Below are 26,127 nucleotides of genomic sequence, written 5' to 3'. Positions count from 1 at the left end.
CGGAAAGTCCGGAGTTATGTCAGACAACCAAACTGAATCAGACAATTCTTCCAGCACACAAAGTCAGGCGGCGTTTCAGGCGCTGATCAATCTGGCGATGCAGAGTCAGCGTTCGGCCAAAGGCCTGCCGGCTCAGGTGGATATCAAACCGCACTGGAGCGGCATTGGCTTTGAACTCATGGGGCGTCGCTTTGTGGCGCCAATGGGGGAAGTCAGTGAAATGCTCGAGGTGCCTTACTATACCCGTTTACCCGGTGTTAAAAACTGGGTGAAAGGTGTCGCCAATGTGCGCGGCCGGTTGTTGCCTGTGTGTGATCTCGCCACGTTTTTGGGAGATCGAATCCACTCTGCCCGCAAGCAGCAGCGTATCCTGGTGCTGGAAAACGAAGACCTGTACACCGGACTGCTGGTGGATCGGGTTTTCGGCATGCAACATTTTCCCGTAGATACTTATCGTTCAGAACTCAGCTATGAGAATCGTGCTGCGGCTCCCTTCAGCGAGGGGTGTTATCTGAACGAGGGGGTCGAGTGGACGGTGTTCCGTCCGGAAAAGCTCAGTGCAGATGCGAACTTTATGAATGCAGCTCAAATTTGAGCCTTGCCCGATGAGGCAAGCATCCAGCGTCTGGCCTGCGGCCTGAGAAATAACAAGTACGGCAAGTTCCAACGGTCATACCGTTACAGATAGCAAGTTTACACATAACAAATTTACACAAACAGGGAGCTCATTGACGAGCAACCACAGAGGTAAGCCAGTGGTAAGGGGTGGATTCAGCGAAGTGGCTTCAGGATGGCCAGATACTCGTGATTTCTTCTTCTGTCACAAGGCTCCAGGTAATAAACGCAACGTCGGTCAGGAGCGCGTAGCATGAAAATTCAGTCCAGAAACCTTTTCGCTGCCGTCAGGGCAAACAGAACCATGACGGTTCTGGTTGTTGCCCTGCTATTGGCATTGGTGGCTACGGTCGCCAGTGTGATTTTGGTACAGCGTGAAGCCAACCGAGATCAGGAATATCTGCAGTTAACCGCAGAACTTCGGGCCTTGTCCTATCGGGTTACATCCCTGTCGAGGGAATCCACCTCGGGCAACGAAGACGCGTTTACCGAATTGCAAAGCGTACTGAACAATATGGACGGCATCTGGAACAAACTGCGTTCCAGTGATTCCACGTTGCGTTCAGCGCTGGCCGAAGAGGTTGCCGGTTATGAAGGTGTCTGGCAGCGAGTCAAATCGTCCGCCGATACCATTATTTCCAACAAAGACACGATCATCTTCCTGAATGACGTGGCAACCACACTGAACGAATCGCTTCCCGAACTGCAGGCAGAGCACAACTACATCGTTGAGATCCTGCTGGAAAACGGCGCACCTGCGGATCAGGTGGCTGTGGCTCAGATGCAATCCTGGCGTGCTGAGCGTATCGGACGGAACATCGATAAAATGCTCCGCGGTGGTGGCGATGCCAACAAGGCCGCGGACCAGTTCAACCTCGATGCCAACTTGTTTGGTAAGGTTCTGGCGGGTATGAAGGGCGGCGATGCTGCCATGAGCATCTCCCAGGTAACCGATCCGGACGCCGTTGAGTCCCTGGGAGAAATTGGCGATCTGTTTGAATTTGTAAGCTCCTCGGTTAAAGAGATTTTCGAAGCGTCTCCCGCACTGTTTAAAGCCCGTAGTGCCGCGGATTCCTTGCTGGATGATGGTCCGGTTCTGCTGGAAGCCCTGAGTAAACTGTCTGACGGTATTGGTCAGCTGTCCAGCGAGCGTCAGCCGAACAACACCACCTCCCTGATTCTGGGCGGCATCGTTGTATTGTGTCTGTTGTTACTGGCCTATCAGATCTATAGCGGCACCAACCGCCGTCTGGAAGAAACGGCAGAAACCAACGAGCGTAACCAGAGCGCAATTTTGCGACTGCTGGATGAGCTGGCCGACCTGGCAGATGGTGACTTGACCACCACCGCAACCGTAACCGAGGACTTTACCGGTGCGATTGCTGACTCCATTAACTACACCATCGACCAGCTGCGTGTTCTGGTATCCCGAATTAACGAAACGGCCGTGAACGTATCGTCTGCGGCACAGGATACCCAGCAAACTGCACTGCATCTGGCTGAAGCCTCCGAGCACCAGGCGCAGGAAATCGCCGGTGCTTCTGCGGCGGTTAACGAAATGGCTGTGACCATTGACCAGGTATCTGCCAACGCCGCCGAATCGGCCGCGGTTGCGGAGCGGTCGGTATCGATCGCAAACAACGGTTCCAAAGTGGTACAGAACACCATCCACGGGATGGATACTATTCGTGAGCAGATTCAGGACACCTCAAAACGTATTAAACGTCTGGGTGAATCCTCACAGGAAATTGGTGACATCGTATCTCTGATTAACGACATTGCTGACCAAACCAACATCCTTGCACTTAACGCTGCGATTCAGGCATCGATGGCCGGTGATGCCGGTCGAGGCTTCGCGGTTGTTGCGGATGAGGTACAGCGTCTTGCGGAACGTTCTGCAGCGGCAACGAAGCAGATTGAGGCGCTGGTTAAAACGATTCAGAACGATACCAACGAAGCGGTTATCTCGATGGAACAAACCACTTCTGAGGTTGTTCGCGGGGCTCGTCTGGCACAGGATGCGGGTGTTGCACTGGAAGAGATTGAAGGCGTATCCACCAGCCTGGCAGACTTGATTCAAAACATTTCCAACGCGGCACGTCAGCAGGCGTCGTCTGCGGGCCACATTTCCAACACGATGAACGTGATTCAGGAAATTACTTCTCAAACCTCCTCCGGTACTGCTGCCACAGCGGGATCGATTGGTACCCTGGCCGAAATGGCACTGGATCTGCGTGAATCGGTTGCCGGTTTTACTCTGCCGGAAGAAGCCTTTAACGAATCTGTTGATCAAAGTAACTACTCGGTCGGCAATGTCGATTTCTCTATGTCGGATGATGTTCTGGAAGATGTTCAGGACTCTGAAGGGCAGGAACTGGGTGACGGTATCGATCTGGAATTGTCCGACAGCGAGTCTGAAGAAGTCGAAAGCTTCGAGTTGCCGGACGACCTGCTGGACACGGAAGAGCAAAATTCCAAGTCGACCACGGCTTGATGTGAAGAGAACGGTTGAGGTATGACGTGGTCACTGCAAACAGCTCCGGAATTATCTGATTTACAGTTTGAGCAATGGAATAAACTGCTAGAGGCGCGTACTGGTATTCAGGTCGCGCCTCATCAACGCAGCTTTTTGCAGATCCAGCTGTCCCGTCGCATGCGCGAACTGGGTATCAAACACTACGCCCAGTATTACGGCCAGGTCTCCTCAGGTGTTCAGGGAATGGTGGAGTGGTCGATTCTCGTCGACCGGTTGGTGGTGAAGGAAACGAGTTTTTTTCGTCACCGCGACTCCATAGAGTTTGTCCGCCGTTTCTTGCAAAACCGCATCAATAATCAAGATCTGAGCGACAGTTTTGATGTATGGAGCCTGGGGTGTGCCACCGGCGAAGAACCTTACTCTCTGGCTATGGTCATCAATGACTGTTTCGAATTGGCAGGTTTGGAGCCGTATTATGGCATTACCGCAACCGATATCAGTCAGCCGGCCTTGCAATTCGCTCGCCACGGGGTTTATGGCCAGCGCAAACTTGAGCCCATCGCCCCGGATGAGCAGTCGCGCTACTTCAAGACCTTAGCGGGCGAGCGTGAAGGCTATCAGGTGATCGACAAGCTGAGAGACCGTGTTTGTTTCTCGCACGGCAATGTGCTCAAGGTTTCCGATATGCCGAAGGTCAAGATGGATATTATTTTTTGTCAGAACGTGTTGATCTATTTCCGTCGCTGGCGCCGTCGGGAAATTCTGAATGAATTGGCTACACGGTTGAAGCCCGGCGGTATCCTGATGATTGGCCTGGGTGAAATGGTTGACTGGACTCACCCGAATTTACAGAGAGTCGCGGATGAACGTGTACAGGCATATGTTTGTGTCTGATAAAAAAGCGATCGTGTCTGGACAAAAAGAACAAACGAAGGGGATGCCTGATAATGGCAGATAACCGAAATTTTGCTGCTTTAGAGTGGGTCATTGGTGAAATTGATGAAACCCTGAAGCAGGCTCGTCAGTCACTGGAAGCGTATGTGGACAATCCTCAGGATTCCACTCGCATCCGATTCTGTCTGACGCATATCCATCAGGTGCACGGCAGTTTGCAAATGGTGGAATTTTTTGGCGCGGCGCTGTTGGCTGAAGAAATGGAAGCCATTGCGCAGGCGTTGATGAACGGTGAAGTCAACAATGTCGCAGAAGCCCATGAAGTACTCATGCGCGCTATTCTGCAACTGCCGATTTATCTCGATCAGGTCAAACTCAAACGTAATGATGATCCGGGCAGCTTGCTGCCGATTCTGAATGACTTGCGCGCAGCTCGCGGTTCGACCCTGTTGTCGGAAAGTCAGTTTTTTAATCCGGACATTTCTGCTGCCAAAATTGTTCAGGGCAAGAGAAACCCTGCACAGGCAAATCCCGAACAATTCAAAGCGATTGTTGAAAAACTGCGAAAGATGTATCAATACGCCGCGGCGGGTGTGATTCGCGGTGTTAAAGTTGATGAAAACCTGGATTACCTGCAGAAAGTCTTTACACGTTTATACAATCTTACTGCAGGTACCGGACGTCAGTGTTTGTGGGATATTGCCCTCGCTGTGGTTGAGGGGCTGAACAGTGAACAGATAGAAATCAGCGTATCACTGAAAACGCTGTTGCGTCAGCTTGATAAAGAGATTCGTCTGCTGGAGCAGCATGGTGTTAAAGCACTTAAAAGCTTTACCCGAGATGAATTGATTAAAAACCTTCTTTATTACGTCGCCCGCAGTCAGGCCGATACCCCGCGTACTGAACGTTTACGTAAGGACTTCTCTCTGGATTCTGCTTTGCCGGAGCAGCTGCCGCTAGAAGATGGCAGTGCCCTGTTCTCAGGACCAGATCCGGAAACCATGCGCACGGTTGTCGGCGCTCTCAATGATGAACTGAACACCATTAAAGAAGCGCTGGATGAAAGCCTGTCAGGTGAAGACTCCTCCATTCTGAGTGAAGCTCTGCCAGTGATGAAGCGAGTGGCGGATACACTGGCAGTACTTGGAGTTGCGGATCTTCGCAAGCAGGTTCTCGGGCAGGTTGAGAACCTCGAAGCGGCCATCAGCCAGGGAAGTGTTGATAATAATCTGCTGACTCAGGTTGCCGATGAAATTCTGTCGGTGGAGCAGAACCTGGAAGCACTGGCGGCTGCCAGCAGCACACCGGGCGGGCAGCCGCAAACGACCCAGCAGATTCATATCAGCCAGGCGCAGGAAACTGTGCTGCGTGAAGCGCGAAATGGACTGGAGCATGCCAAAGACTCGATCATTGAATACATTGCCTCCCAGTGGGATCGCTCTCATCTAAATGGTGTGCCCCAACAGCTGGAAGAAATTCGCGGTGGTCTGGCGATGATTCCTCTGTCCCGTCCGGCTGCCATTTTACAGGGCTGCAGTCGGTATATTGAAACCGAACTGCTGGGCAGCGACGCCTCTCCGGAGTGGAGCTCACTGGATACACTGGCAGATGCCATTGCCAGTGTTGAATATTTCCTTGAGCGCCTGAGCGGCGATCGAGATGATGACGATGATGTGCTGCTGACCCTGGCTGAAGAGAGTATCGACTCTCTCGGGTACGGTATTGCAGGTGTCGCACCGAAATCTCCCGCTGCACCAAAGCAACCGGTGGATGCCGCCACGGTATTGGAAAAGTTTACCGACGTTGAACGGGTCTCGGTGGATACCTTGCCCGCTGAAGAGGCGGCCAGCGATAACGCACCGCTCCTTGATGATGAGCCTTCAGCCGTTGATGAGCCTTCAGCCGATAACGAGCCTTCAGCCGATAACGAGCCTTCAGCGAATCAACAGCTTTCGGCAAATGAAGAATCTGCGGAAGATCCGTCTTTAACCATCGAGCTTGCCGAGGATGAAGACCACACGGCGGAGGTGCCGTTGTTAACGGAATCCGCTCAGGTGGACTCCGAAGCTGAGGTTGATTCCGGTACTTCAGAAGAGTTGACCTTAACCGATGAGGCCGCTGAATCGGCAACAGTCGGGGAAGCCTCTCGCGTCGCTGACGAGGCTGACGCGGAGCCGTCCACGGAAGACGAGGATGAAGACGAAGTCGATGAAGAAATTCTGGAAATCTTTGTTGAAGAAGCCGGTGAAGTACTCGAAGCCATCGATGAATTTTTCCCGCAATGGGCTGCAGACTTTAACGATACCGCGTCACTGACGGAATTCCGCCGAGCGTTCCATACCCTGAAGGGCAGTGGTCGTATGGTCGGAGCCAATGACCTGGGTGAACTGGCCTGGTCCATCGAAAATATGTTGAACCGTGTTCTCGATGGCACTGTCGCTCCTCATGCCGTGCAGGTGGAATTGATTACCCGGGTGCGTGCAGTCTTGCCTGACTTTGTTCAGGCCTTTGAACAAAAGCAGCCTAATCCTCATCCGGTTCGTGCGGAACAGCTGGCCGCCTGGGCAGAAGCCATTGGCCGCGGCGAGCAACCGGAAGCCCTGCTAAGTGGTGAGAGTTCAGCATCCGATGCCGAGATCTCTTCTGAATCACCGGTAACTGACTTCGCCGCTGGAGAGTCTGGGGGTTCTTCCCGGGACAACGCTGATATTGACGACGATGACAGTGGTGAAAACAATGCAATCCTGTGGGAGATTTTCGGCACTGAAGCCATCGCCCACCTGCAGGTGGTAGAGCAGTTTATTGAAGAAATGCGCGCGTCGGCTCCCCTGTTCACGCCGCCGAGCGAAGGCATGCAGCGAGCCCTGCACACACTGAAAGGCAGTGCGCATATGGCCGATGTTCATGACATCGCCGAACTGGCTACACCGCTGGAGCGTTTTGCCAAGGAGTTGCGCACCTATCAGGTGAATATTGACGATGACATCCTGCAGCTGATTCAGGATGGTGTCACCTATACCCATGAAGCGCTGAATCAGATCCGTGAGGGTGGCGTCGCCAGCATTGCCAAGCTGAATCAGTTCCTGGCACGGGTCGCCGAGTTAAGGGATCTGTTTGTCGCACCATTGATTCGCCAGCAGGAACAGCGCGAAGAAAAAGTCATCGATCCCAAGTTGCTGTCGATCTTTATGGCGGAAGAGATGAACCTTCTGCTGGATGCCGATGTCTTGATTGCACAGTGGCGACAGGCTCCGGAAACTCCGGAAAAATACGATTTACTGACTGCCGAGCTGAATACCCTGGCCAAAGGTGCAGAGCACGCACGTCTGTTACCCATGTCGCAGGTGAGTCGTCAGCTGGCAGCGGTTTATCAGGCCGCAGATGGCAATCTGAGTGGTCTGGACGACAGTGATTTCGAAACATTACTGCGCGCTCATGAAAACCTGCTGGATATGGTGGATGCCGTGGCCGCAGGACAAAACCTTCAGGAAACCGATGAAGCTCTCGATCAGGAGCTGACAGGCTTGCAGGCGAAGTTATCGGCAGACGAGGCAGTGTTTGAGCCTGAACCGACTTTGTTGCAGGTTGAAGAAAATATCGATTTTGGCGATACAAGCCAAAACCTGATCGATAACACTGAATCACCTGCTGAAGCTGAACAGACTCCAGAGCCAGATAGCAATCCGGATCTGGCCGATGCCATTGAAGTGATTGACGTCAGTGATGTCTCTGAGCTGGATTCCGATGTTGCGGAAGGCTTTATTGAAGCTGTTGGTGAGTTAGTCACCGAAGATGTTGTTGCCGAAAACGATATCGCCTCCGAAAACATCACTCTCGAAGAGGCGCCAGAGACTTCGGATACCCTTGAAGCGACACCTGAACTGGACATCACTTTCGAAGTGGATCAACCCGGTGTGGTCAGCGATGAGCCTGTTGAGGAGACTCCAGCAGTAATCACTGGCGAAATGGATCTGTCCGAAGAAGAACTGGACGAAGACATCGATCCTGAAATCATCGAAATCTTTTTGGAAGAAGCCGATGAGTTGATTGAAGACATTGAACAGGCGATTCACGACTGGTCGGAAGACTGGTCCAGAACCGATTGTTCAGAAGAGTTGAAGCGGGCGCTGCACACCCTCAAAGGCGGTGCACGACTGTCAGGCATGACGGCTCTGGGTAACGTGGCTCACGATTTTGAAACCGACGTGATCAACCTGTCGGATAACGCGGACGTGTCTCAGGACTTCTTTGTCCGCATGAACGCCTATCAGGATCAACTGCTCAAAGGTGTTGAAGCGGTTAAGGCGGGCATGGCCGGTGAGGGCAACTTGTCCACTGCTTTGAATGCGGATCTGGCTCCTGCCATTGAGCCGGCTACTCAAGCCGATGAGACGCCGCCCTCTTTTGTGGAGCATGAGTCGGATCCGGAAACTGGGGAATCCTCAGTAGAAAGCCCGGTCGAAAATGTGCCGCAGGAGCCGGTTCAGGGCGAACCTGATACCGCCGAGAAAAACCTGGCGCCGGTGCTGCCGTTTACGCCAAAAGATAATGTCCCGGTGGTCAGTGGTGAATCCTTTAATCTGCCGCCTTCCCGGCCGGAAGCCAGTGGCAAAGGTGCCGTATCCGCACCGATGCAGACCAAGCGCAGTGCCCCTCAGGAAGTGGTGAAGGTTTCCGCTGACTTGCTTGAAGAGCTGGTTAACCTGGCGGGTGAGACTTCAATCAGTCGCGGCCGGATGGAAGAGCAGATCAGTGAACTGGGCTTTGCCATCGATGAGATGGACGCAACCATTGCCCGTCTGCAAGAGCAACTGCGTCGTCTGGATATCGAAACAGAAGCCCAGATTTTGTTCCGTCAGGAGCAGATGGCTGAACAGGACGACTTCGATCCTCTGGAAATGGACCGCTATTCCCAGTTACAGCAGTTGTCCCGCTCATTGATTGAGTCGGCGTCGGACTTGATGGACTTGAAGTCCACCCTGTCGGACAAGACACGGGATACCGAAACCCTGTTGTTGCAACAGTCCCGCATTAACACCGATTTGCAGGAAGGACTGATGCGTTCACGCATGGTGCCTTTCTCCCGTCTGGTACCACGTCTGCGCCGAATCGTGCGTCAGGTCTCCAGCGAGTTGGACAAGCGGGTCAATTTCGAGCTTGATAACGTCGAAGGTGAATTGGACAGAACGGTTCTGGAGCGCATGGTCGCGCCGCTGGAACATATGCTTCGCAACGCAGTAGATCACGGTATCGAGACTTCCCGTGAACGTACTGCTGCGGGCAAATCGGAAGCCGGTCGTATTGTACTGACGGTGGGGCGTGAAGGTGGCGATGTCATTTTGCGTCTGATTGATGACGGTCGCGGTATCAACCTCAAGCGCGTTCGTGAGAAAGCCATCGAACGTGGCCTCATGAGCGAAGAAGCCAAGCTCAGTGATCGTGAAATCATGCAATTTATTCTGCACGCCGGCTTCAGTACCGCGGAATCGGTGACCCAGATTTCAGGTCGTGGCGTGGGCATGGATGTGGTGCACTCCGAGATCAAGCAGTTGGGCGGTGCCATGTCGATCAATTCCCGTGCGGGAGAAGGTACCGAGTTTACGATTCGGCTGCCGTTTACCGTATCGGTCAACCGCGCATTGATGGTGCGGATTGGCGATGACCGCTACGCGATTCCGCTCAACACCATTGAAGGTATTGTGCGTGTCAGCCCGTTTGAGCTGGAACATTATTATCAGGATTCCGAAGCCCGTTTTGAGTACGCGGGTGAAGAGTATAAAGTGAATTACCTGGGCAATCTGCTGAACAGTGACGCCCGTCCGAAGCTGGAAGGTCAGGCGATGCCCCTGCCGGTAGTGCTGGTGCGTACTGCACAGCACGCTGTCGCCATGCAGGTGGACATGCTGATGGGCAGTCGGGAGGTTGTGGTTAAGAGTTTGGGGCCTCAATTTGCCGGTGTGTTGGGTGTATCGGGCGCAACCGTTATGGGGGATGGTAGCGTGGTAGTGATTCTGGATCCGCACGCAATGATCCGTCAGGATGCCGCCTTGCTGCACGACACCAGCGTGCTGATGTCACAGACTGAAGACGTGGCAGAAGAGAGCGTCAAAACCGTCATGGTTGTGGATGACTCGGTGACGGTACGCAAGGTAACCAGCCGCTTCCTGGAGCGTGAAGGCTATGAAGTCATCACCGCCAAAGACGGTGCTGATGCCCTGTTGCTGTTGCAGGATCATGTGCCTGATGTGATGTTGCTGGATATTGAAATGCCGCGCATGGACGGTTTTGAGGTGGCGAAAAACGTTCGCTCCAGCAGCCGTCTGAAACATATCCCAATTATTATGATTACCTCCCGTACCGGTGATAAACACCGTGAAAGAGCGTTTTCACTGGGGGTAAATCGCTATCTGGGTAAGCCGTATCAGGAAGATAATCTGCTGCGGAATATTCTGGCGGTGACCGGCGAGATCGATGACAGCGAGACTGCCAATGAGAGCGCAGACGCGCCTCTCGAAGAGTAAGCCGCCTGAGGTGTATCAGCCCTTGGTCAGGCAGAGGTGTTGTCGGTGACAATCAAAGCGCTGCGGTTAGGATTGGTTGTCGATACAGCTGCGCAGCAAAACGTGCTGCGTCAACTGGTCGGTGAGAGCGGGCACAAGGTGGCCGTGAGCCTGTTGGCAGGAAACTTTGTTGCCGACATGAGTCGTCAAAAGATCAGTGAGGTGGACGCCTGGCTGGTGATTCTGCCTCTGGAAAGCCCCAGCTGGCCTGCCATTGACGACTGGCTGGAACAGTTGCCTCTGCCGGTCATTATAGACGATGGTGGGGATTCTCAACCGGGTAGCAGTGCTTACGATGCCTGGCGTCGCAGAGTGTTAAAAAAACTGCAACAACTGAACGGTTCCATCAACCTCGAGCAGCACCCTGCGGGCGTGGCCAAAACGTTTTGGGTGTTGGCGGCTTCGACGGGTGGCCCGGAAGCCGTCAGAGAATTTTTTCAGGCGTTGCCAGCCAATCTGGATGTAGGTTTTGTTTACGTCCAGCATATCGACAGTGGATATGAACAATCGCTGGTGGATATGATCAATCGGTACTGCCATTACCAGGCTTATTGTGTCGCCGATGGGGATGTACTCTATGCAGGATCAACTGCAGTAGTTGCTGGCTCCCGGTGGGTCGATTTCCTCAGTAATGGCACGGTGACAGTCAGATCTGAACCCTGGCCGGGGATTTACAGCCCAGCCATTGATCAGGTTCTCGCCAATATGGCGCGGTGTTTTGGCTCGCGCTGTAACGCCATTGTCTTTACCGGCATGGGGGAGGATGGTGCCGCCGGTGCCCGGTTAATTCATCAGCAGGGTGGGCAGGTCTGGGCGCAGCAACCGGCAAGTTGCACGGTGGCCTCCATGCCGGAATCCGTGATCGGAACTGACGTGGTTTCAATCACCGGGACACCGACAGAGCTGGCGTCGCAGTTAACTCAGTTTATGCAGTCGCCGACTAAACTATTCAAGCAAAAATGACAGGTAACGGATCATGGAGAGCGCATTAAAGACCATTGAACAGTTTGCACCGGATGTTGTGCCCAGCCTGCTGATTCCCATGGCGGGGCGCACGTTGCTGGCGCCAACGGTCTCGGTTGCCGAGATGGTTTCCTATGACGCTCCGGAAGCAATCAGCGATGCTCCGGACTGGTTACTCGGGTTCTTCAGCTGGAGGGATGTCAAAGTACCGCTGTTGTCCTTTGAAATTCTCTGCGGTGAAACACTGCCCGAACTGCAAAGCAAAAGTCGAATTGCGGTCTTTAACAATACCGGGGTGAGTCCTGACTTGCCATTTATCGCGGTTCCCACTCAGGGGATTCCCAAGTTGGTGCGTGTCGTGGAAGACGATATCAGTATGCTTGAGGGCCGTAGCTGCCGAACCTTTGAGCGGATGCATGTGACGCTTAGTGGCGAAGAGCTGTTGATCCCGGACATCAGCGCACTGGAACAGGTGTATCTGGACTGGCACAACGGAGTGGCGAGCTAGGCCTTTTGCAACCGTTGGTCGAATTCAACTTCGAGGCACGAGGCAATCAGATTGCGCTTGCTGAAGTTGTAGCGACTGAGAATGCCAATGGCTCCCTCCTTGCCTAACAGCCGGTTGGTAATCTCTTTTAATTCCACACCCTGTGAATTCAATCCCTGAGCCTGCTCTGCAAGGTTCATCAGGTAGTCGTACTTTTCCCGTAACTTGCTGTGACCATTCTCGACCACACCGCGATGCGGGCACAGCAGGGTGTCGAAATCGTGCGACAGGGTAAAGCGGATGCTGTCGAGCAGCGTCGGCAGGTGTTCATCACTGCGCAGCAGTTTCAAACGATTGGCAATGTACAGATCTGCGCTGAATAACCATCCTCGTTCTTTCATCAGATAACAGGTCATGTCTTTGGCGTGCCCGGGGGTGAACAACGCCTGGGTCTGTTCGCCGCCGATGGTGATGTCTTCCGGTAAAGGCTGCGCATCGGCCAGACCACAGCGTCCCCAGATGAACTTCTGCATGGGGGGAATCTTGAAACCGCGTTTCAGAATGTCGATGGTCAGTGTCGGCGCTTTTGGCTGGATGCCGGTCAAGCGGTGGATGGCTCCGGCATTGCCGCTGTGATCTTCATGGTGGTGAGTCAGCAACAGTTGCTCAAAGGGGCTGGATTCAATAAAAGGTTTAACGTATTTCCACTGGTTGGTGGGACCTGTGTCGATAACAGTATCCCCCAGACGGTAGACGATAAACGAGGTGTTGATGCCCAGGTTGACCCGTCCGACCCGCAGGCCGACTAAATCCTTGTGTTGATACCTTTGCATCACAGACATGGGAAACTTCTACCTCGGGTGGCGAATCTGTCAGGATTGACTGCCGTTATCCTAGCAGCCTGCACTGAGCAGGACACTGGTAAAAAGGGGCGTATTGCTGGCTGAAAAGGACAACAGAGAAGGACAGCAGAGGCTTTAGCTAAGGTCGCCCCAGAGGTATTGCAGCACACTGATGGCGGCGATGGGCGCGGTTTCAGTACGGAAGACCCGGGGGCCGAGCGCCAGAGGCTGGAACTGGTGTTGCTGGGCTCGCTGGATTTCCACGTCCGACAGTCCGCCTTCCGGGCCGATCACCAGAGCAACGGACGCGGGTTTCTCGGTGGCCGACAGTGAGACGTCAGTGCGGTGGTGAAGCACAAAGCGGGATGTCTCGGTCACATCGGGTAACCAGTCATCGAAGCGCTGTGCAGTCTGCAGCTGGGGCAGGGTGTTGCGCTGGCATTGTTCGCAGGCGGACACCAGGATCTGTTGCCAGTGTTGCCGTTTCTTTTCCAGCCGCGGCCCGGTCAGCTTGACTTCGGTGCGTTCGGTGAACAGCGGGGTGATCCTGGTAACACCGAGCTCGGTGGCTTTTTGCAAAACCCAGTCCATGCGCTCGCCACGGGAAATGCCGATACCCAGGTGGATGGCCAGCGGTGATTCGCGCTCGACGTCATGAAATTCACTGATCGCGACGCGAACCACTTTTTTGCCCACGTCCGTGATGGTGGCGGTGTATTCACCGCCGCGGCCATCAAACAGTATCAGCTCGCGCCCGGCCTGCATGCGCAACACCTTGCCCACATGTCGGGAGGCGTTTTCATCCAGCTCGATATCGCTGCCGGCTTGCAGAGACTGTTCTGTAAAAATACGGGGAATGCGCATAGAACCTGAACCTGAAACCGGGAGGACTTAACTGTCCAGCCCGAGGTTTTTCACAATCGCTGCCGTCGGTTCCACCTGGTTCATGGTGTAGAAGTGCAGACCCGGTGCGCCGTTTTCCAGCAGGGTTTCACACAACTCAGTCACCAGATCCAGACCGAATGCCTGCACACTGGCGGTGTCGTCACCAAAACTTTCCAGGCGTTTGCGCAACCAGCGGGGAATATCGGCACCGCAGCCATCACTGAAGCGAATCAGGTTTTTGTAGTTCAGGATCGGCATGATACCCGGGTAAATCGGGTTGCTGATTCCGGCCTTGTCGCACTGATCCATAAAGTAAAAGTAGGCATCGGGGCTGTAGAAGTACTGGGTCAAAGCGCTGTCAGCACCGGCGTCAAACTTACCCTTCAGGTAGCGGATGTCGTCGTCGTAGCTGGTGGCTTCCGGGTGAATTTCCGGATAGGCCGCCACTTCCAGCTGGAAGGCATCGCCGAAGTGTTCGCGAATAAACGCCACCAGCTGATTGGCATACACCATCTGAAACGCACCGCCCATGCCGGAAGGCATGTCGCCGCGCAGCGCGACGATACGGTCGACGCCGGCGTCTTTGTATTCCTGTAACAGGGCTTTCATGGTGGTTTCGTCATCGCCACCAAAAGACAGGTGAGGGGCGACCGAAATACCATCCTGTTTAAAGGTCTTGATGATGCCCTTGGTGTTGTCGCGGGTGGAGCCGCCGGCACCGTAGGTTACGGAAAAGAATTCCGGATTGAGGGTATTTAATTCGTCGCGTACTTTCAGCAGTTTGGTGCGGCCTTCGTCGCTCTTGGGCGGGAAGAACTCAAAGCTGAGACGCAGATTTTCGTTGTTGCTCATGATCTTTACTCAGTGTGTTGCCAGACGCTTAGCCGATGGCAAACGTCTGGCAATAGTCTGTCGGGGGTGCCGATCAGTACTTGTAGCTTTCTGGTTTAAACGGACCGTCGACATTGACATGAATGTAGTTGGCCTGGGTCTCGGTCATGCGGGTGATAACACCGCCAAAACCTTCCACCATGTCTTTGGCCACTTCTTCGTCCAGTTTCTTCGGCAGTACTTTTACGTACACTTCGGCGGATTTTTCTTCTTCCATCAGGTTGGCAAACTTGCGCTCGTACAGGTAGATCTGTGCCAGAACCTGGTTGGCAAACGAGCCATCCATGATGCGTGATGGGTGACCGGTGGCGTTACCCAGGTTAACCAGACGGCCTTCAGACAACAGGATCAGGTGATCGTTGCTGCTTTTGTCGCGGTAGATTTTGTGAACCTGAGGTTTCACTTCATCCCACTCGTAATTTTCACGCAAGAATGCCGTATCGATTTCATTATCAAAGTGGCCGATGTTACAGACCACTGCACCGCTTTTCAGTGTTTGCAGCATGGCGGCATCGCACACATTGATGTTGCCAGTGGTGGTCACAACCAGATCGGTGGTGCTCAGGACGGCTGTGTTGATGTCAGCCACTTCACCGGTGTTGATGCCGTTGTTGTAGGCCGAAACCACTTCGAAACCATCCATACAAGCCTGCATGGCACAGATAGGATCGATCTCGGTCACTTTTACAATCATGCCTTCCTGACGCAGGGAAGCGGCGGAACCTTTACCCACATCACCGTAGCCGATGACCAGCGCTTTTTTACCGGCCATCAGGTGGTCGGTACCGCGCTTGATGGCATCGTTCAGGGAATGACGACAGCCGTATTTGTTGTCGTTTTTGGATTTGGTCACCGCATCGTTCACGTTGATTGCCGGTACTTTCAGTTCACCTTTTTCCAGCATTTCCAGCAGACGGTGAACACCGGTGGTGGTCTCTTCGGAGATACCGTGAATACGCTCCAGCAGGGCAGGGTATTTGCTGTGAACCATTTCGGTCAGGTCGCCGCCGTCGTCGAGAATCATGTTGGCATCCCAAACGTCGCTGCCGTCTTTCTCGGCCAGAATGGTTTGCTCGATACACCACAGGAACTCTTCCTCGGTTTCACCTTTCCAGGCAAACACAGGGATACCGGCAGCAGCGATGGCCGCGGCAGCGTGATCCTGAGTGGAGAAGATGTTACAGGATGACCAGCGTACCTCGGCACCCAGATCCACCAGGGTTTCGATCAGCACGGCGGTCTGAATGGTCATGTGAATACAGCCCATGATTTTGGCACCGGCCAGAGGCTGTGCTTCCTTGTACTTGCGACGCAGGGCCATCAGTGCTGGCATTTCGCCTTCGGCAATGTCGATTTCTTTACGGCCCCAGGCGGCGAGTTGTTGAAACTCGGTTTCGGTGGCGGCTGCTACTTTGTAGTCGGTAAATGTGGTCATGATCAATCCTCTTCTGCCAGCCATGGCTGGCGTGTGTCAATTCGGGGTCAGGTAATTCGGGCTTATGCCAGTGCAGCTTTCAGCTCATCAACCTTGTCGGTTTTTTCCCAGGTAAAGGCGGTGAAGGTTTCGGATTTCTCCTCACCGTTTTCTGTCCAGGTGTAGGTGTGCTCAAACGGCTCGCGTCCAAAGTGACCGTAGGCTGCCGTCAGCTGATACATGGGGTGCAGCAGATCGAGCATGGTGGTAATGGCGTAAGGACGCAGGTCGAACGTCTTGCGGATGGCTGCAATCAGTTCGCCATCGCTGACCTTGCCCGTGCCAAAGGTATTGATGGAAATGGACGTTGGTTCAGCCACACCAATGGCGTAGGACACCTGCACTTCGCAGCGATCGGCCAGACCGGCAGCGACGACGTTTTTCGCCACGTAGCGACCGGCGTAAGCGGCAGAGCGATCCACTTTGGAGGGATCTTTGCCGGAGAAGGCGCCGCCCCCGTGACGAGCCATACCGCCGTAGGTATCGACAATGATCTTGCGGCCGGTTAAACCCGCGTCACCCACCGGGCCACCAATCACAAAGTTGCCGGTGGGATTGATGTGGTACTGGGTGTCAGCGTGCAGCAGTTCGGCAGGCAGAACGTGCTGGATGATGTTTTCCATCACCGCAGTGCGAATGTCTTCCTGGCTGATTTCAGGGTTGTGCTGAGTCGACAGGACTACGGCGTCGATGGCAACAGGCTTGCCGTCTTCGTAGCGCATGGTGACCTGGCTTTTCGCATCGGGGCGCAGCCAGGGCAGAACACCTTCTTTGCGCAGCTGAGCCTGACGCTCTACCAGACGGTGCGAGTAGTACACCGGTGCAGGCATCAGTGATTCGGTTTCGTTGGTGGCGTAGCCAAACATCAGGCCCTGGTCACCGGCACCCTGATCTTCCGGACGGGCGCGATCAACACCTTGGTTGATGTCCACAGACTGTTTGCCGATGGCGTTCAACACGGCACAGGTGGCGCCATCGTAACCGACATCGGAGCTGTTGTAGCCAATGCCGGTAATGACATCGCGGATGATGTCTTCGAGGTCAACGTAGCAGGAGGTGGTCAGCTCGCCGGCGACAATGGCCATGCCGGTTTTGACCAGAGTCTCTACAGCAACGCGAGCGTATTTGTCCCGGGCAATAATGGCATCCAGAACGGCATCGGAAATTTGGTCTGCCATTTTATCGGGATGGCCTTCCGATACAGACTCAGAAGTAAATACGGAATACTCAGACATGAATGACATGCTCCTTTCATTAATATGGTCGCCTTTGTGTTAAGGCTGCCAGTATCTAAAGCTCAAGGCTTATTAAATTTCGAATTACCAATAACTCGTTAAACAATTCAGGGCTTGAAAAACTGCCGCACCTGAATCTGAAAACCGTTGCGCAAGGCCATATACTGGCTTTGCCCTTCTTTCAGCCCGGCGTGTTGCGCCCAGCGGGAAAAATCATCGGGTTCAAAGCCCAGCCAAACGTCACCGCAGGCGTCCCGCGCCCATTGCTGGTCGTGGTGGCACAGGTCGGCGACCAGTAAGCAGCCCTGCGGGTTAAGCAGTTGGCTGATGTCGTCAAACAGGTGTGCCGGTGACGGTACGTGATGAAGCACCATATTCATGACCACACAATCGGCGTTCAATGTTTGCCGTACCGCTTTCTCAGTGTCCCCGTGAATAAACTCGACATTGGCGAGTTGCTGATCCGCGGCAAAACCTCGGGCCTTCTCCAGCATCGATTCCGAGTTGTCCAGCGCAATTACCTGCGCAAAGCGCGATGCCAGTACGGACAAAAACTCCCCTTCGCCGGGGCCCACTTCCAGTGCCGTGTGGCGCTGCGGCAGAGGGGTGTTGGCCAGCATTTCGGTGACAGCCTCTGCATAGACTTCGTGGCTGGCAATCAAATCCTGCTGCGCCCGGAACTTGGCCGCGTTATCCGTAAAAAAAGCCTGCGAGGCGGCAGCCCGTTCCTGCTGGATGATCTTGAGCTGCTCATGGAATTCATCCGCCAGCGGGTTTTGGTCCAGCGTGTGAAACAGGCTGTCCAGCAACTGACGGAAAGGAGACTCAGCCCCTGGCAGAGCCCGGCGGTAGAAGATCGAGTTGCCTTCCCGTCGTGTGGCCACCAGTCCGGCGTTTGCCAGCACTTTCAGATGGTGGCTCATGCCCGATTGCTTAATCACAAAAATGCGGCTCAGTTCCATTACCCCGAATGAATCGCGTGCCAGCAGCCGCAAAATCTCCAGTCGCAAAGGGTCGCCGGCGGCCTTCAGGGTGGCTGCCAGGTCACTGGTTACGGGGCTTTCAGCGATATTTACGCTGGATAACAATTGAGACATGCGAAGCAGTCTAGCAGGGGAGCTCATCTATATCAAAAAATTTTGATATAGATTGGTTGTGTGTCGGGGTTACATCGACGTTCTTTGGCGGGTAGGTGGAGCCATATACTTTCTTAACGATCGCCCTGTTTTGGTGCGCGATCGAATCAGGCCGCCCTGATTAACGCCGCATAATGAGGCGTCGGGAGTCGTGGAGCGGCTCTTTCTCAGGGGTGATCTACCACTGTTGGGGTAGCTGGCCGCTGAATACCCCTAAGAGGTTATTAATCCTGTTGGTTCAGGGGCATACCCTGCAGTCATATAAAAATTTATAGCAGCGTTCAGCGAGCTGCTGAGCTGTGTGAACAGCAGAACATAAAAAGAGAGATCACCAACTCCCAGGAGACCGACCCCATGAGAAATAGCCGTAATAAACAAAGACTGCTCGCCAGTGCCATTGCTGCCAGTGCCGCTGCAACCACACTGGTATCAACCGCAGCTCAGGCTGCGCAAATTGAAGAAGTGGTTGTTACCGCACAGAAACGCGCCCAGAGCGTCAATGATATTGGCATTTCGGCCAGTGCCTTTGGCGGGGACGATCTCAAGAAGTTGAAGATGGAAAGCGCCGTGGATCTGGGCGCCCAGACGCCGGGACTGGCAACAGCCAATGCGACCTCCGGTGGTACGCCGATCTTTGCCATCCGCGGTATTGGTCTCGATGATTTCAGTCCCAATAACAATAGCGGGGTGGGCATTTACACCGACGAGGTGTTTGCCAGTGCTCCGGCTTTGTTGAGTGGCCAGTTATTTGATATCGAAAGGGTGGAGGTGCTCAAGGGCCCACAGGGCACCTTATACGGAAAAAATACCACCGGCGGTGCGATCAACTTTATTAGCAACAAGCCCACCGACGAGTTCGAGGCTTATGTCGAAGCCGATTACAGTCGCTGGGATACCGTGGAAATGACCGGTGCCGTCAGCGGGGCGCTCAGCGATCGTGTGCGTGGTCGTCTGGCCATGAATTATGTGGATCAGGGTGAAGGCTGGCAAAAAGATGTGAATACCGGCAAGGAATACGGCAAAGCCGACAGTCAAGCGATTCGCGGTATGCTGGACTTTGATCTCGGTGACAGCACCACCGCGTTGGTCAAAGCTTATTACACCCGTGACAAGTCCGTGCCTCTGTCGCCGGATGCCGAACAACACGAGTTGTGGGGATACCCGGAACTGAACAGCCCGCAAGATCCGTCAAAAGTGACTGTGGGGAATCTGGACGTCAGTCGTGATGAAGAAGGGCAAGGCCTTTCTCTGAATCTGACCTCAGACTTTGAATATTTTACCCTCACGTCGATTACCGCCTGGGACAGCTACGATCAGGTTGTGGTGGATAACTACGGCGGTACCAGTGAGCGTATTACCGATTTTTTCCAGGACAATGAAATCGAACAAATGTCTCAGGAGTTTCGCTTTACCGGAAACACCAGCGGACCGTTCAGCTGGATCGTCGGTGTTAACTATTCCCACGAAGTTGTGGATGCCCTGGGAATTTTTGATGACTCGTTTGTGGCTTACGAAAACTTTGGTGATGTAGGGACAGATCTGTTGGTGGCAGATTATAAGCAGACCACCGATTCCTACGGTGTTTATCTGCACACCGAAACCGAATTGAGCGATACGCTGAACCTGACCGTGGGTATGCGCTACTCTGAAGACAAGCGCTCTTTTGAAGGCACTGACGTTAATACCGATGCCGACAATTCGTTTTACGATGTGTTGATCGATTTTGACGAGACTCACAAAGAAAACGATGTGACTGGCAAGATCGGACTGGATTGGATGCCGCTGGATAACTGGTTGTTCTACGGCAATGTGGCGACCAGTTACAAGAGCGGTCTTTACTACGGTGCGCCAGTACTGGATCCGGATCCCGGAGTGGCCTGGTCTTATGTGGATCCCGAAGAAGTGACCAGTTACGAGTTAGGCTTCAAGGCGACTTTGCTGGACAGCAGTCTGCAAATTAACGGCGCCTTGTTTATGCTCGATTACAAAAATCGTCAGTCGCTGATTACCTATCTCGAAGATGATTTCAGTACCTTCCTGGGGCTGGATGTGTACGACACCACCATGATCGGAATTCCTGAATCCCAAACCGAAGGCGGTGAGCTGGATGTTCACTGGTTGCCAGCAGAAGGTCTGGAACTGAGGCTGGGTGTGGCGTATCTGAACAGTAAAGTCACCAAGGCACCAACCACTGCGGACATGCGTGGTATTTCCGATGATCCCAACTCGCCAAATACGGTTGATCATATCGCCAACACCATTGGTGCGGGGCAGGTGTTGGCGCAATCTCCGGAATGGAGTTACAACGGCATGATTGCTTACGAATGGTCTCTGGGCGATAACCTGATTGCCAGAGCACAAACCAGTGCCAGTTGGGTTGATGATCAGTTCGCCGCTCTGGGTGACCCGAATACCGGTTATGGACCTGTCAGCAGTCTTGATGCACAGCTATCACTGGAGGATGCCGCAGGCAAATGGAACGTCACTCTTTGGGGTAAAAACCTCGAGAATAATGATGCAGAAACCTATGCGTTCAGTGGTTTTGCCGGACGTGTTGTTTATCGTCAGCAACCGGCCAGTTACGGTGTGACCTTCCGTTATAACTTCATGTAAATCTGTAACCGTTTCGAATTGTTCTACCTCTCGTTTGACCGGACACAGAAATGTGTCCGGTTTTTTTATGTCATCAATAACCGGTAAACAATCAGAAGTGATAGCCGATACCAATGACATAGGCAAAAGCGCCATCATCGAAATTGTCTTCCGCTTCATCTCCGTCGTCAAAAAAGAACTGATACTCAGCCCGACCTAAAATAAAGGTGCTTTCCAGTACGTAATATTTCAGCCCGAACTCCAGTCCAGCGAAGCCGCCGTCCTCTACACCGTCACCGTAAATCGCACCCAGACTGGCACCGATAAAAGGTCTCGCGGCGCCACTCAGGAAGTGGTAGTCAAAATAACCTCGTGTGCTGCCATTCCAGAAATCATCGTCAGCGTCCTGACCTTCAATGTCGGCATAGTTCACACTTTGTCGTATGCCCCAAACCATGTGCGAGGATGTGTACCAGCCCAGATCGGCGGAAAGGCCCATACTGCTGTTATCGAAATCCTTGTCGCTGGTGCCGGTTCCTGAAAGTGTGAATTCCCGATCTCCACTGCTGGGACCAATGCTGTCCTGGGCAAAAGTTGCCGCCGGTAAAGTGGTTGCCAGAACGCTGATGGCTAAAAGGTGTTTAGTGAACGTTTTCATGTTGACTCCTTACTTGATTTCTCCCCGGTTAGACATTTTTGTTTTCAACGAGGAAGGTTTAATCATCAATTATGAGAAACTACGAAAAGTTACTTGCTCAGTGAAAAGACCTTAATCTTTTCCCCCAAAGCGTAGCAGTCGCGATCGTATTCGCTACGTTTTAACACAGAGATTGTCGTTGTTTTTGTTATAAATGTTACTGTGTTCACTGAAATAAAAAGTTGTAAATGAAGTGGGTGACATTTTCTGTTTTTGAAAAAAAACAATAGTCAGATTGTGTTCGTGGGAAGAGGGGCGGGAGTTAAAAATTGATAGAACATTAAGGATTTTACAGGATTGCGTTAATAGCGTTTTTATTATTTATACAAGAACATTGTTTGTTGATTTGACGCAGTGACAGTCTTTACGCAAAGCCACTCCAGGTGTAGAAATTCGAGTGGCTAAGCTTTCGTGAAGGTGTATCTCGTTTGAGTTTCCAGAGAAATTTTAGTGTCAGCTGGCGTCAGCCAGTTCAGGTGCCAGTTGGCGAAGTTTTCGATAAACAAAGGCGTAAATCAACAGGGCTCCCAAAGACCCCCCTGCGCCTAACAGCATTACTGAACCATAACCGAGATTCTGCGACAGCAGGAATCCGGCTGCGGCCGGTGCCACGGTTTGAGCCAAACCCTGAGCGCCGGGAATTAATGCGGCATAACGTCCACTGTGATCCACATTACTGATTGTTCCCAGCTGATAAATGTCGGTGAATAACCACATCACATTGAACATGAAATTGCCGAGGATAAAGATAATGGGATTGATACCAAAGGACAGCAGGATCATGGCGCCAGACATGGTGATCAGCGCGGCCAGTAAAGGTTTGGATTGTCCCGCACGGTTGCTGAGCCAGGTGGCAACAAAACAACCCAGCAGGGTGAAGAGTGTTCCGATGGTCAGGGTGTTGGTAATAAAGCTGTCCGATAAACCGGCGTCAACGCCTGCGCGTTCAATGTAAGCCCAAAACGAACCAATGGTAATGTAAAAGCTGGAAACCGCCAGCAGGCACAGTTTCGGCAGATAACCTGGCAGCACCAGTGTGTGGCCGTCTTTGGTTTCGGTGACAGCAGTGGCTTCAGCGGCAAATTCTGGCAGATGTGGAACTGCAAGAAAACACAAGACAAAGGCACCACTGAAGGCGTAGTAAATACCGTTCACGCCCCAGGTGTCGGAAAGAATGGGGAAGCTGTAAAGCTCAATGGCATTAATGGCAACCAGGGCGAACATCAGAATACTGAAGTTGCGTGCAGTATGGTGTGTGCCGGCAAGGCAGCCAACGCCCAAAGAGTAACAAATCCCGCCGCCGATACCGGCAATCACGCGAGTGTACAAGAGCGTATTAAAATCGTGAAATTGTGAAGACAGCAGATTGGCGACCAGTGCGATCAGGATGCCGGCAATGGCCAGCATACGTCGGTTGACGCGGGTAATGGCCATGGAGGTCAGTATCGAGGCCAGAAACATGCCTCCCAGATCTGCCGATGCCAGCCATCCTACCTGTTGTTCATTGAAGTCGAGATTATCAGCCAGAGCGCCGACCAACATGGGCATTCCCAGAACCACCGCATTGCCGACAAAGCTGATTACAATGGCCGCAATAATTGCTGCCGGGGTGTCAAAGCTGCCAGGCTGGGTTCGGGTCGGGGCGGAAGTCAGGGGTAGGGCTTGTTCGGAACTGCTGGTCATCAGGACACCTGCGTCTCTTGTTATGGTATTGTGGCCTTGCCATGCACAGACGTAACTTTCAGGCCCAAGCTAAGGCTAAAGATAAGCCCCGCCAGCAGCCATAACCCTATGGTGTTATAAGGCGCACTTATATGGTGCGATCGAGTGCAGGCTTCTGCTATTCTGAAATCAGGGGATTCGGTGTGCCAGGCCGCCTTCCAGGCTGTATGATAATTTCCGTGATTCATAAGCGCTCCGGTGTGCGCCTGAGCCCTGTTTGATTGAGGTGATAATTGATGTCCAGCTCTGATGCGTTGGTGCTTAACCCGCCCTTGATTGCGGCCATGGCTCAGGCCACTCGCGCCTTGCATACGGATGCTTTTTCTCAGGCTTTGCTGGAGGTGATCACACTGGTGACCCCTGTGGACAGCTTCGCGGCAGTGGGATTTCCGTCGGATTCCCTGCCGATTCTGTTGTCGGACATTACCCAGCGCAACGTTGAGCCGGAAAAAAAGGGTGATCTGGATAATTACATCGGCGGTGCTTATCTGTTGGATCCGTTCTATGAGGCTGCCCAGGAGTTTATCCCCTCAGGGCTGTATCGCCTGGGTGAAGTGGCTGCGGATGATTTTCACTCCAGTGAGTACTTTCGGCTTTACTACCGTTACTCGAATCTGACTGACGAAGTCGGATTCCTGCTGGCCATTAAAAACGCCGGTTATTTGCACTTGTCATTAGCCCGGATAGAGCATTTTCAGGAGCCGGAGGTCGAGAACCTGCGTCAATTGACCCCGTGGTTGCTGGCTGTTTTGGAGCAGCAATGGCAGGGCGTCTTATCGAATAAGCCTCAGCAGCAAGTCTCGCTGCACAAGCAGCTGACAGAAGCTCTGCGCAACTTTGGCAGCTCGTTACTGACGGATCGTGAGTGCGAAGTTGCGAGATTGTTATTGCATGGACACTCGTCAAAATCCATGGCGGCCAAACTGAAAATTTCCATGGAAACCATCAAGGTACACCGCCGTAACCTGTACAACAAACTGGATATTTCCTCGCAGTCGGAGTTGTTTTCGCTGTTTTTGTCTTCTATTTCTATGGCGGGACGTGCACCGGGCGTGGATCCGTTAAGCGCGTATTTCTCTCCGCCGGCGGATTGATTTTCGCACCTTCCAATTACCTTCTTAACTTTTATCGTTCTTCAAAAACACCAACTACCCCCCAAAGGGTATGGTGACAAATTCGCTGTCCACTTAGTCTAGTGCCATAACGTACCCAACCCAAAGCCGTTTACAGGATGGTTAGTATGAGCGACTTAGACACTACTCAATACGATACAAAAGCGATCATTGCCAAAGACAAGGCCCACCACTTACATCCCTGGCAGGTTTTCGATGTCTTTCGTGATGAAGGTGCCATGCCCATCGTCAAAGGCGAGGGCAGCTATATTTTTGACAGTGAAGGCCGCAAGTATTTTGATGCGGTGGGTGGTCTGTGGTGTAACAACATTGGTTTGGGGCGCAAAGAAATGGCAGAAGCCATTGCCGAGCAGGCGTACACCATGTCTTACGCCAGTCCTTTTGTCGACCTGACCAATGTCCCGGCCGCTGAACTGGCGGCAAAGCTTGCTGAGCTGGCTCCTGGACCACTGAATCACGTGTTCTTCACCTGTGGTGGCTCGACGGCGGTGGATACTGCATTTCGGATGATCCATTACTATCAAAACTGCCGCGGCAAACACGACAAAAAGCACATCATCTCCCGTATCAATTCCTATCACGGAACCACTTACGCGGCGATGTCGATTGGTGGTAAACCTGGTGATCATCCGCCGGAGTTTGATTTTATCAGTGATACCATCCATCACCTTTCATACCCTAACTATTACCGCTGTGCGGGCGAGGGCATGAGTGAATCGGAATTTGTCGATACGTTAATCCGTGAATTTGAAGACAAGATCGAAGAGCTGGGCGGTGCCGATAAGGTTGCTGCGTTTTTTGCCGAACCGATTATGGGTGCCGGTGGTGTGATTGTCGCTCCGGATGGCTACCTGAAACGCATGTACGACATCTGTAAGGCCAACGACATCCTTTATGTTTCCGATGAAGTGGTAACCGCTTTTGGTCGACTGGGGCATTGGTTCGCGTCGGAAGATGAGTTCGGTATTGTCCCCGACATGATTACGTCGGCCAAAGGTCTGACCTCCGGTTATCAGCCGCTGGGTGCCCTGTTATTCAGTGATGAGATCTGGGATGTATTGAATGCAGAAAATTCCGGTCGTTGTTTTGCTCACGGATTTACCTATTCAGGCCATCCGGTTGCCTGTGCGGCGGCGTTGAAAAATATCGAGATTCTGGAACGCGAGAAACTGCTTGAGAATGTCAAAGACGTTGGTCCGTACTTTGAGCAGCAATTAAAAACCCTGGAAGATCTGCCTATTGTGGGGCAGGTTCGCGGCCGTAAATTTATGGTCTGCGTGGAATACGTTGCAGACAAGAAGACCAAGGCTCTGTTCCCGGAAGAACTGGATATCGGCAAACGCATTTCCAATCACGCCGATGAGCTGGGGTTGATCACCCGTGCGATTGTGCACCTGAATGTCATGTCACCTCCGCTGACGATGGATAAAAGTGAAGTGGATTTTGTGGTCAGCACGTTACGACAGGCGATTGAAAACACCATCGCTGAATTGCGTGACGAAGGTCATTTTTCCGGCTGATATTC

Annotated in this window: 17 protein-coding genes; 9 read left to right on the top strand and 8 right to left on the bottom strand. The window is 53.0% G+C overall.

The features are described 5' to 3' along the window. The first annotated feature begins 16 nt into the window (after positions 1-16). The 6 genes from KOI40_RS01485 to KOI40_RS01460 all read left to right on the top strand — a co-directional run bounded on the left by KOI40_RS01485 (position 17) and on the right by KOI40_RS01460 (position 12,016). Positions 17-595 (top strand): chemotaxis protein CheW, encoded by a 579-nt coding sequence (locus tag KOI40_RS01485; RefSeq protein ID WP_216095665.1) that lies wholly within the window; start codon positions 17-19, stop codon positions 593-595. A gap of 273 nt (positions 596-868) precedes the next feature. After that, complete coding sequence (locus KOI40_RS01480; RefSeq protein WP_216095664.1) at positions 869-3,109, top strand: methyl-accepting chemotaxis protein; 2,241 nt, start codon at positions 869-871, stop codon at positions 3,107-3,109. Between the two features lie 21 nt (positions 3,110-3,130). Continuing rightward, complete coding sequence (locus KOI40_RS01475; RefSeq protein ID WP_216095663.1) at positions 3,131-3,985, top strand: CheR family methyltransferase; 855 nt, start codon at positions 3,131-3,133, stop codon at positions 3,983-3,985. Between the two features lie 53 nt (positions 3,986-4,038). Further along, positions 4,039-10,506 carry a hybrid sensor histidine kinase/response regulator gene (locus KOI40_RS01470; protein ID WP_216095662.1) on the top strand — a complete coding sequence of 2,156 codons (6,468 nt, stop codon included), beginning with the start codon at positions 4,039-4,041 and terminating at the stop codon, positions 10,504-10,506. A 45-nt stretch (positions 10,507-10,551) separates the two neighbouring features. Next, complete coding sequence (locus KOI40_RS01465; RefSeq protein WP_216095661.1) at positions 10,552-11,508, top strand: chemotaxis protein CheB; 957 nt, start codon at positions 10,552-10,554, stop codon at positions 11,506-11,508. A 13-nt stretch (positions 11,509-11,521) separates the two neighbouring features. Next, positions 11,522-12,016 (top strand): chemotaxis protein CheW, encoded by a 495-nt coding sequence (locus KOI40_RS01460; protein ID WP_216095660.1) that lies wholly within the window; start codon positions 11,522-11,524, stop codon positions 12,014-12,016. Here KOI40_RS01460 and KOI40_RS01455 read toward each other — a convergent pair. The 6 genes from KOI40_RS01455 to KOI40_RS01430 form a co-directional block, all read right to left on the bottom strand. Next, the gene (locus KOI40_RS01455; RefSeq protein ID WP_216095659.1) at positions 12,013-12,837 is read right to left on the bottom strand and encodes an MBL fold metallo-hydrolase; all 825 of its coding nucleotides are present in this window, start codon (positions 12,835-12,837) and stop codon (positions 12,013-12,015) included. The two genes, KOI40_RS01460 and KOI40_RS01455, sit on opposite strands and share 4 nt — an antisense overlap. A gap of 135 nt (positions 12,838-12,972) precedes the next feature. Next, positions 12,973-13,701, bottom strand: coding sequence for a 16S rRNA (uracil(1498)-N(3))-methyltransferase (locus KOI40_RS01450; RefSeq protein WP_216095658.1), 729 nt, complete (start codon positions 13,699-13,701; stop codon positions 12,973-12,975). A 27-nt stretch (positions 13,702-13,728) separates the two neighbouring features. Next, positions 13,729-14,574 carry a methylenetetrahydrofolate reductase [NAD(P)H] gene (gene metF, locus KOI40_RS01445; protein WP_216095657.1) on the bottom strand — a complete coding sequence of 282 codons (846 nt, stop codon included), beginning with the start codon at positions 14,572-14,574 and terminating at the stop codon, positions 13,729-13,731. Between the two features lie 73 nt (positions 14,575-14,647). Beyond that, on the bottom strand, positions 14,648-16,048 hold the full coding sequence (gene ahcY, locus KOI40_RS01440; RefSeq protein ID WP_216095656.1) for an adenosylhomocysteinase: 1,401 nt from the start codon (positions 16,046-16,048) through the stop codon (positions 14,648-14,650). A 62-nt stretch (positions 16,049-16,110) separates the two neighbouring features. After that, the gene (gene metK, locus KOI40_RS01435) at positions 16,111-17,322 is read right to left on the bottom strand and encodes a methionine adenosyltransferase (protein ID WP_216095655.1); all 1,212 of its coding nucleotides are present in this window, start codon (positions 17,320-17,322) and stop codon (positions 16,111-16,113) included. 107 nt (positions 17,323-17,429) lie between these two features. Continuing rightward, positions 17,430-18,419: a metalloregulator ArsR/SmtB family transcription factor gene (locus KOI40_RS01430; protein ID WP_216095654.1), complete on the bottom strand. Its 990-nt coding sequence runs from the start codon at positions 18,417-18,419 to the stop codon at positions 17,430-17,432. Positions 18,420-18,812: 393 nt separating this feature from the next. Between KOI40_RS01430 and KOI40_RS01425 the strand changes: the two genes are divergently transcribed. Further along, positions 18,813-21,071 (top strand): TonB-dependent receptor, encoded by a 2,259-nt coding sequence (locus KOI40_RS01425; RefSeq protein ID WP_216095653.1) that lies wholly within the window; start codon positions 18,813-18,815, stop codon positions 21,069-21,071. Between the two features lie 91 nt (positions 21,072-21,162). On the opposite strand, the gene KOI40_RS01420 is transcribed toward KOI40_RS01425, so the two are convergent. Together KOI40_RS01420 and KOI40_RS01415 are read right to left on the bottom strand one after the other, a co-directional pair. Continuing rightward, a complete protein-coding gene (locus KOI40_RS01420) occupies positions 21,163-21,708 on the bottom strand; it encodes a hypothetical protein (protein ID WP_216095652.1) in 546 nt (181 codons plus the stop codon). A gap of 492 nt (positions 21,709-22,200) precedes the next feature. Next, positions 22,201-23,430, bottom strand: a complete 1,230-nt coding sequence (locus tag KOI40_RS01415; RefSeq protein WP_216095651.1) for an MFS transporter — start codon at positions 23,428-23,430, stop codon at positions 22,201-22,203. 275 nt (positions 23,431-23,705) lie between these two features. On the opposite strand from KOI40_RS01415, the gene KOI40_RS01410 reads away from it, so the two are divergent. Next, the gene (locus tag KOI40_RS01410; protein WP_216095650.1) at positions 23,706-24,563 is read left to right on the top strand and encodes a helix-turn-helix domain-containing protein; all 858 of its coding nucleotides are present in this window, start codon (positions 23,706-23,708) and stop codon (positions 24,561-24,563) included. Positions 24,564-24,709: 146 nt separating this feature from the next. After that, positions 24,710-26,122, top strand: a complete 1,413-nt coding sequence (locus tag KOI40_RS01405; protein WP_216095649.1) for an aminotransferase — start codon at positions 24,710-24,712, stop codon at positions 26,120-26,122. Positions 26,123-26,127: the final 5 nt, after the last annotated feature.

Origin of the sequence: Pseudomaricurvus albidus (genome assembly GCF_018863235.1) — a bacterium.
Taxonomy (GTDB): domain Bacteria; phylum Pseudomonadota; class Gammaproteobacteria; order Pseudomonadales; family Cellvibrionaceae; genus Pseudomaricurvus; species Pseudomaricurvus albidus.
The sequence above is the reverse complement of the archived record's forward strand: the minus strand, read 5'-3'. Positions and strand labels throughout refer to the sequence as shown.

Coding starts and splice junctions, on each gene's coding strand:
- metF (WP_216095657.1), bottom strand. CDS start 14,574: ATGAGCAACAACGAAAATCTGCGTCTCAGCTTTGAGTTCTTCCCGCCC.
- KOI40_RS01470 (WP_216095662.1), top strand. CDS start 4,039: ATGGCAGATAACCGAAATTTTGCTGCTTTAGAGTGGGTCATTGGTGAA.
- metK (WP_216095655.1), bottom strand. CDS start 17,322: ATGTCTGAGTATTCCGTATTTACTTCTGAGTCTGTATCGGAAGGCCAT.
- KOI40_RS01420 (WP_216095652.1), bottom strand. CDS start 21,708: ATGAAAACGTTCACTAAACACCTTTTAGCCATCAGCGTTCTGGCAACC.
- KOI40_RS01475 (WP_216095663.1), top strand. CDS start 3,131: ATGACGTGGTCACTGCAAACAGCTCCGGAATTATCTGATTTACAGTTT.
- KOI40_RS01425 (WP_216095653.1), top strand. CDS start 18,813: ATGAGAAATAGCCGTAATAAACAAAGACTGCTCGCCAGTGCCATTGCT.
- KOI40_RS01405 (WP_216095649.1), top strand. CDS start 24,710: ATGAGCGACTTAGACACTACTCAATACGATACAAAAGCGATCATTGCC.
- KOI40_RS01430 (WP_216095654.1), bottom strand. CDS start 18,419: ATGTCTCAATTGTTATCCAGCGTAAATATCGCTGAAAGCCCCGTAACC.
- ahcY (WP_216095656.1), bottom strand. CDS start 16,048: ATGACCACATTTACCGACTACAAAGTAGCAGCCGCCACCGAAACCGAG.
- KOI40_RS01450 (WP_216095658.1), bottom strand. CDS start 13,701: ATGCGCATTCCCCGTATTTTTACAGAACAGTCTCTGCAAGCCGGCAGC.
- KOI40_RS01460 (WP_216095660.1), top strand. CDS start 11,522: ATGGAGAGCGCATTAAAGACCATTGAACAGTTTGCACCGGATGTTGTG.
- KOI40_RS01455 (WP_216095659.1), bottom strand. CDS start 12,837: ATGTCTGTGATGCAAAGGTATCAACACAAGGATTTAGTCGGCCTGCGG.
- KOI40_RS01415 (WP_216095651.1), bottom strand. CDS start 23,430: ATGACCAGCAGTTCCGAACAAGCCCTACCCCTGACTTCCGCCCCGACC.
- KOI40_RS01410 (WP_216095650.1), top strand. CDS start 23,706: ATGTCCAGCTCTGATGCGTTGGTGCTTAACCCGCCCTTGATTGCGGCC.
- KOI40_RS01480 (WP_216095664.1), top strand. CDS start 869: ATGAAAATTCAGTCCAGAAACCTTTTCGCTGCCGTCAGGGCAAACAGA.
- KOI40_RS01485 (WP_216095665.1), top strand. CDS start 17: ATGTCAGACAACCAAACTGAATCAGACAATTCTTCCAGCACACAAAGT.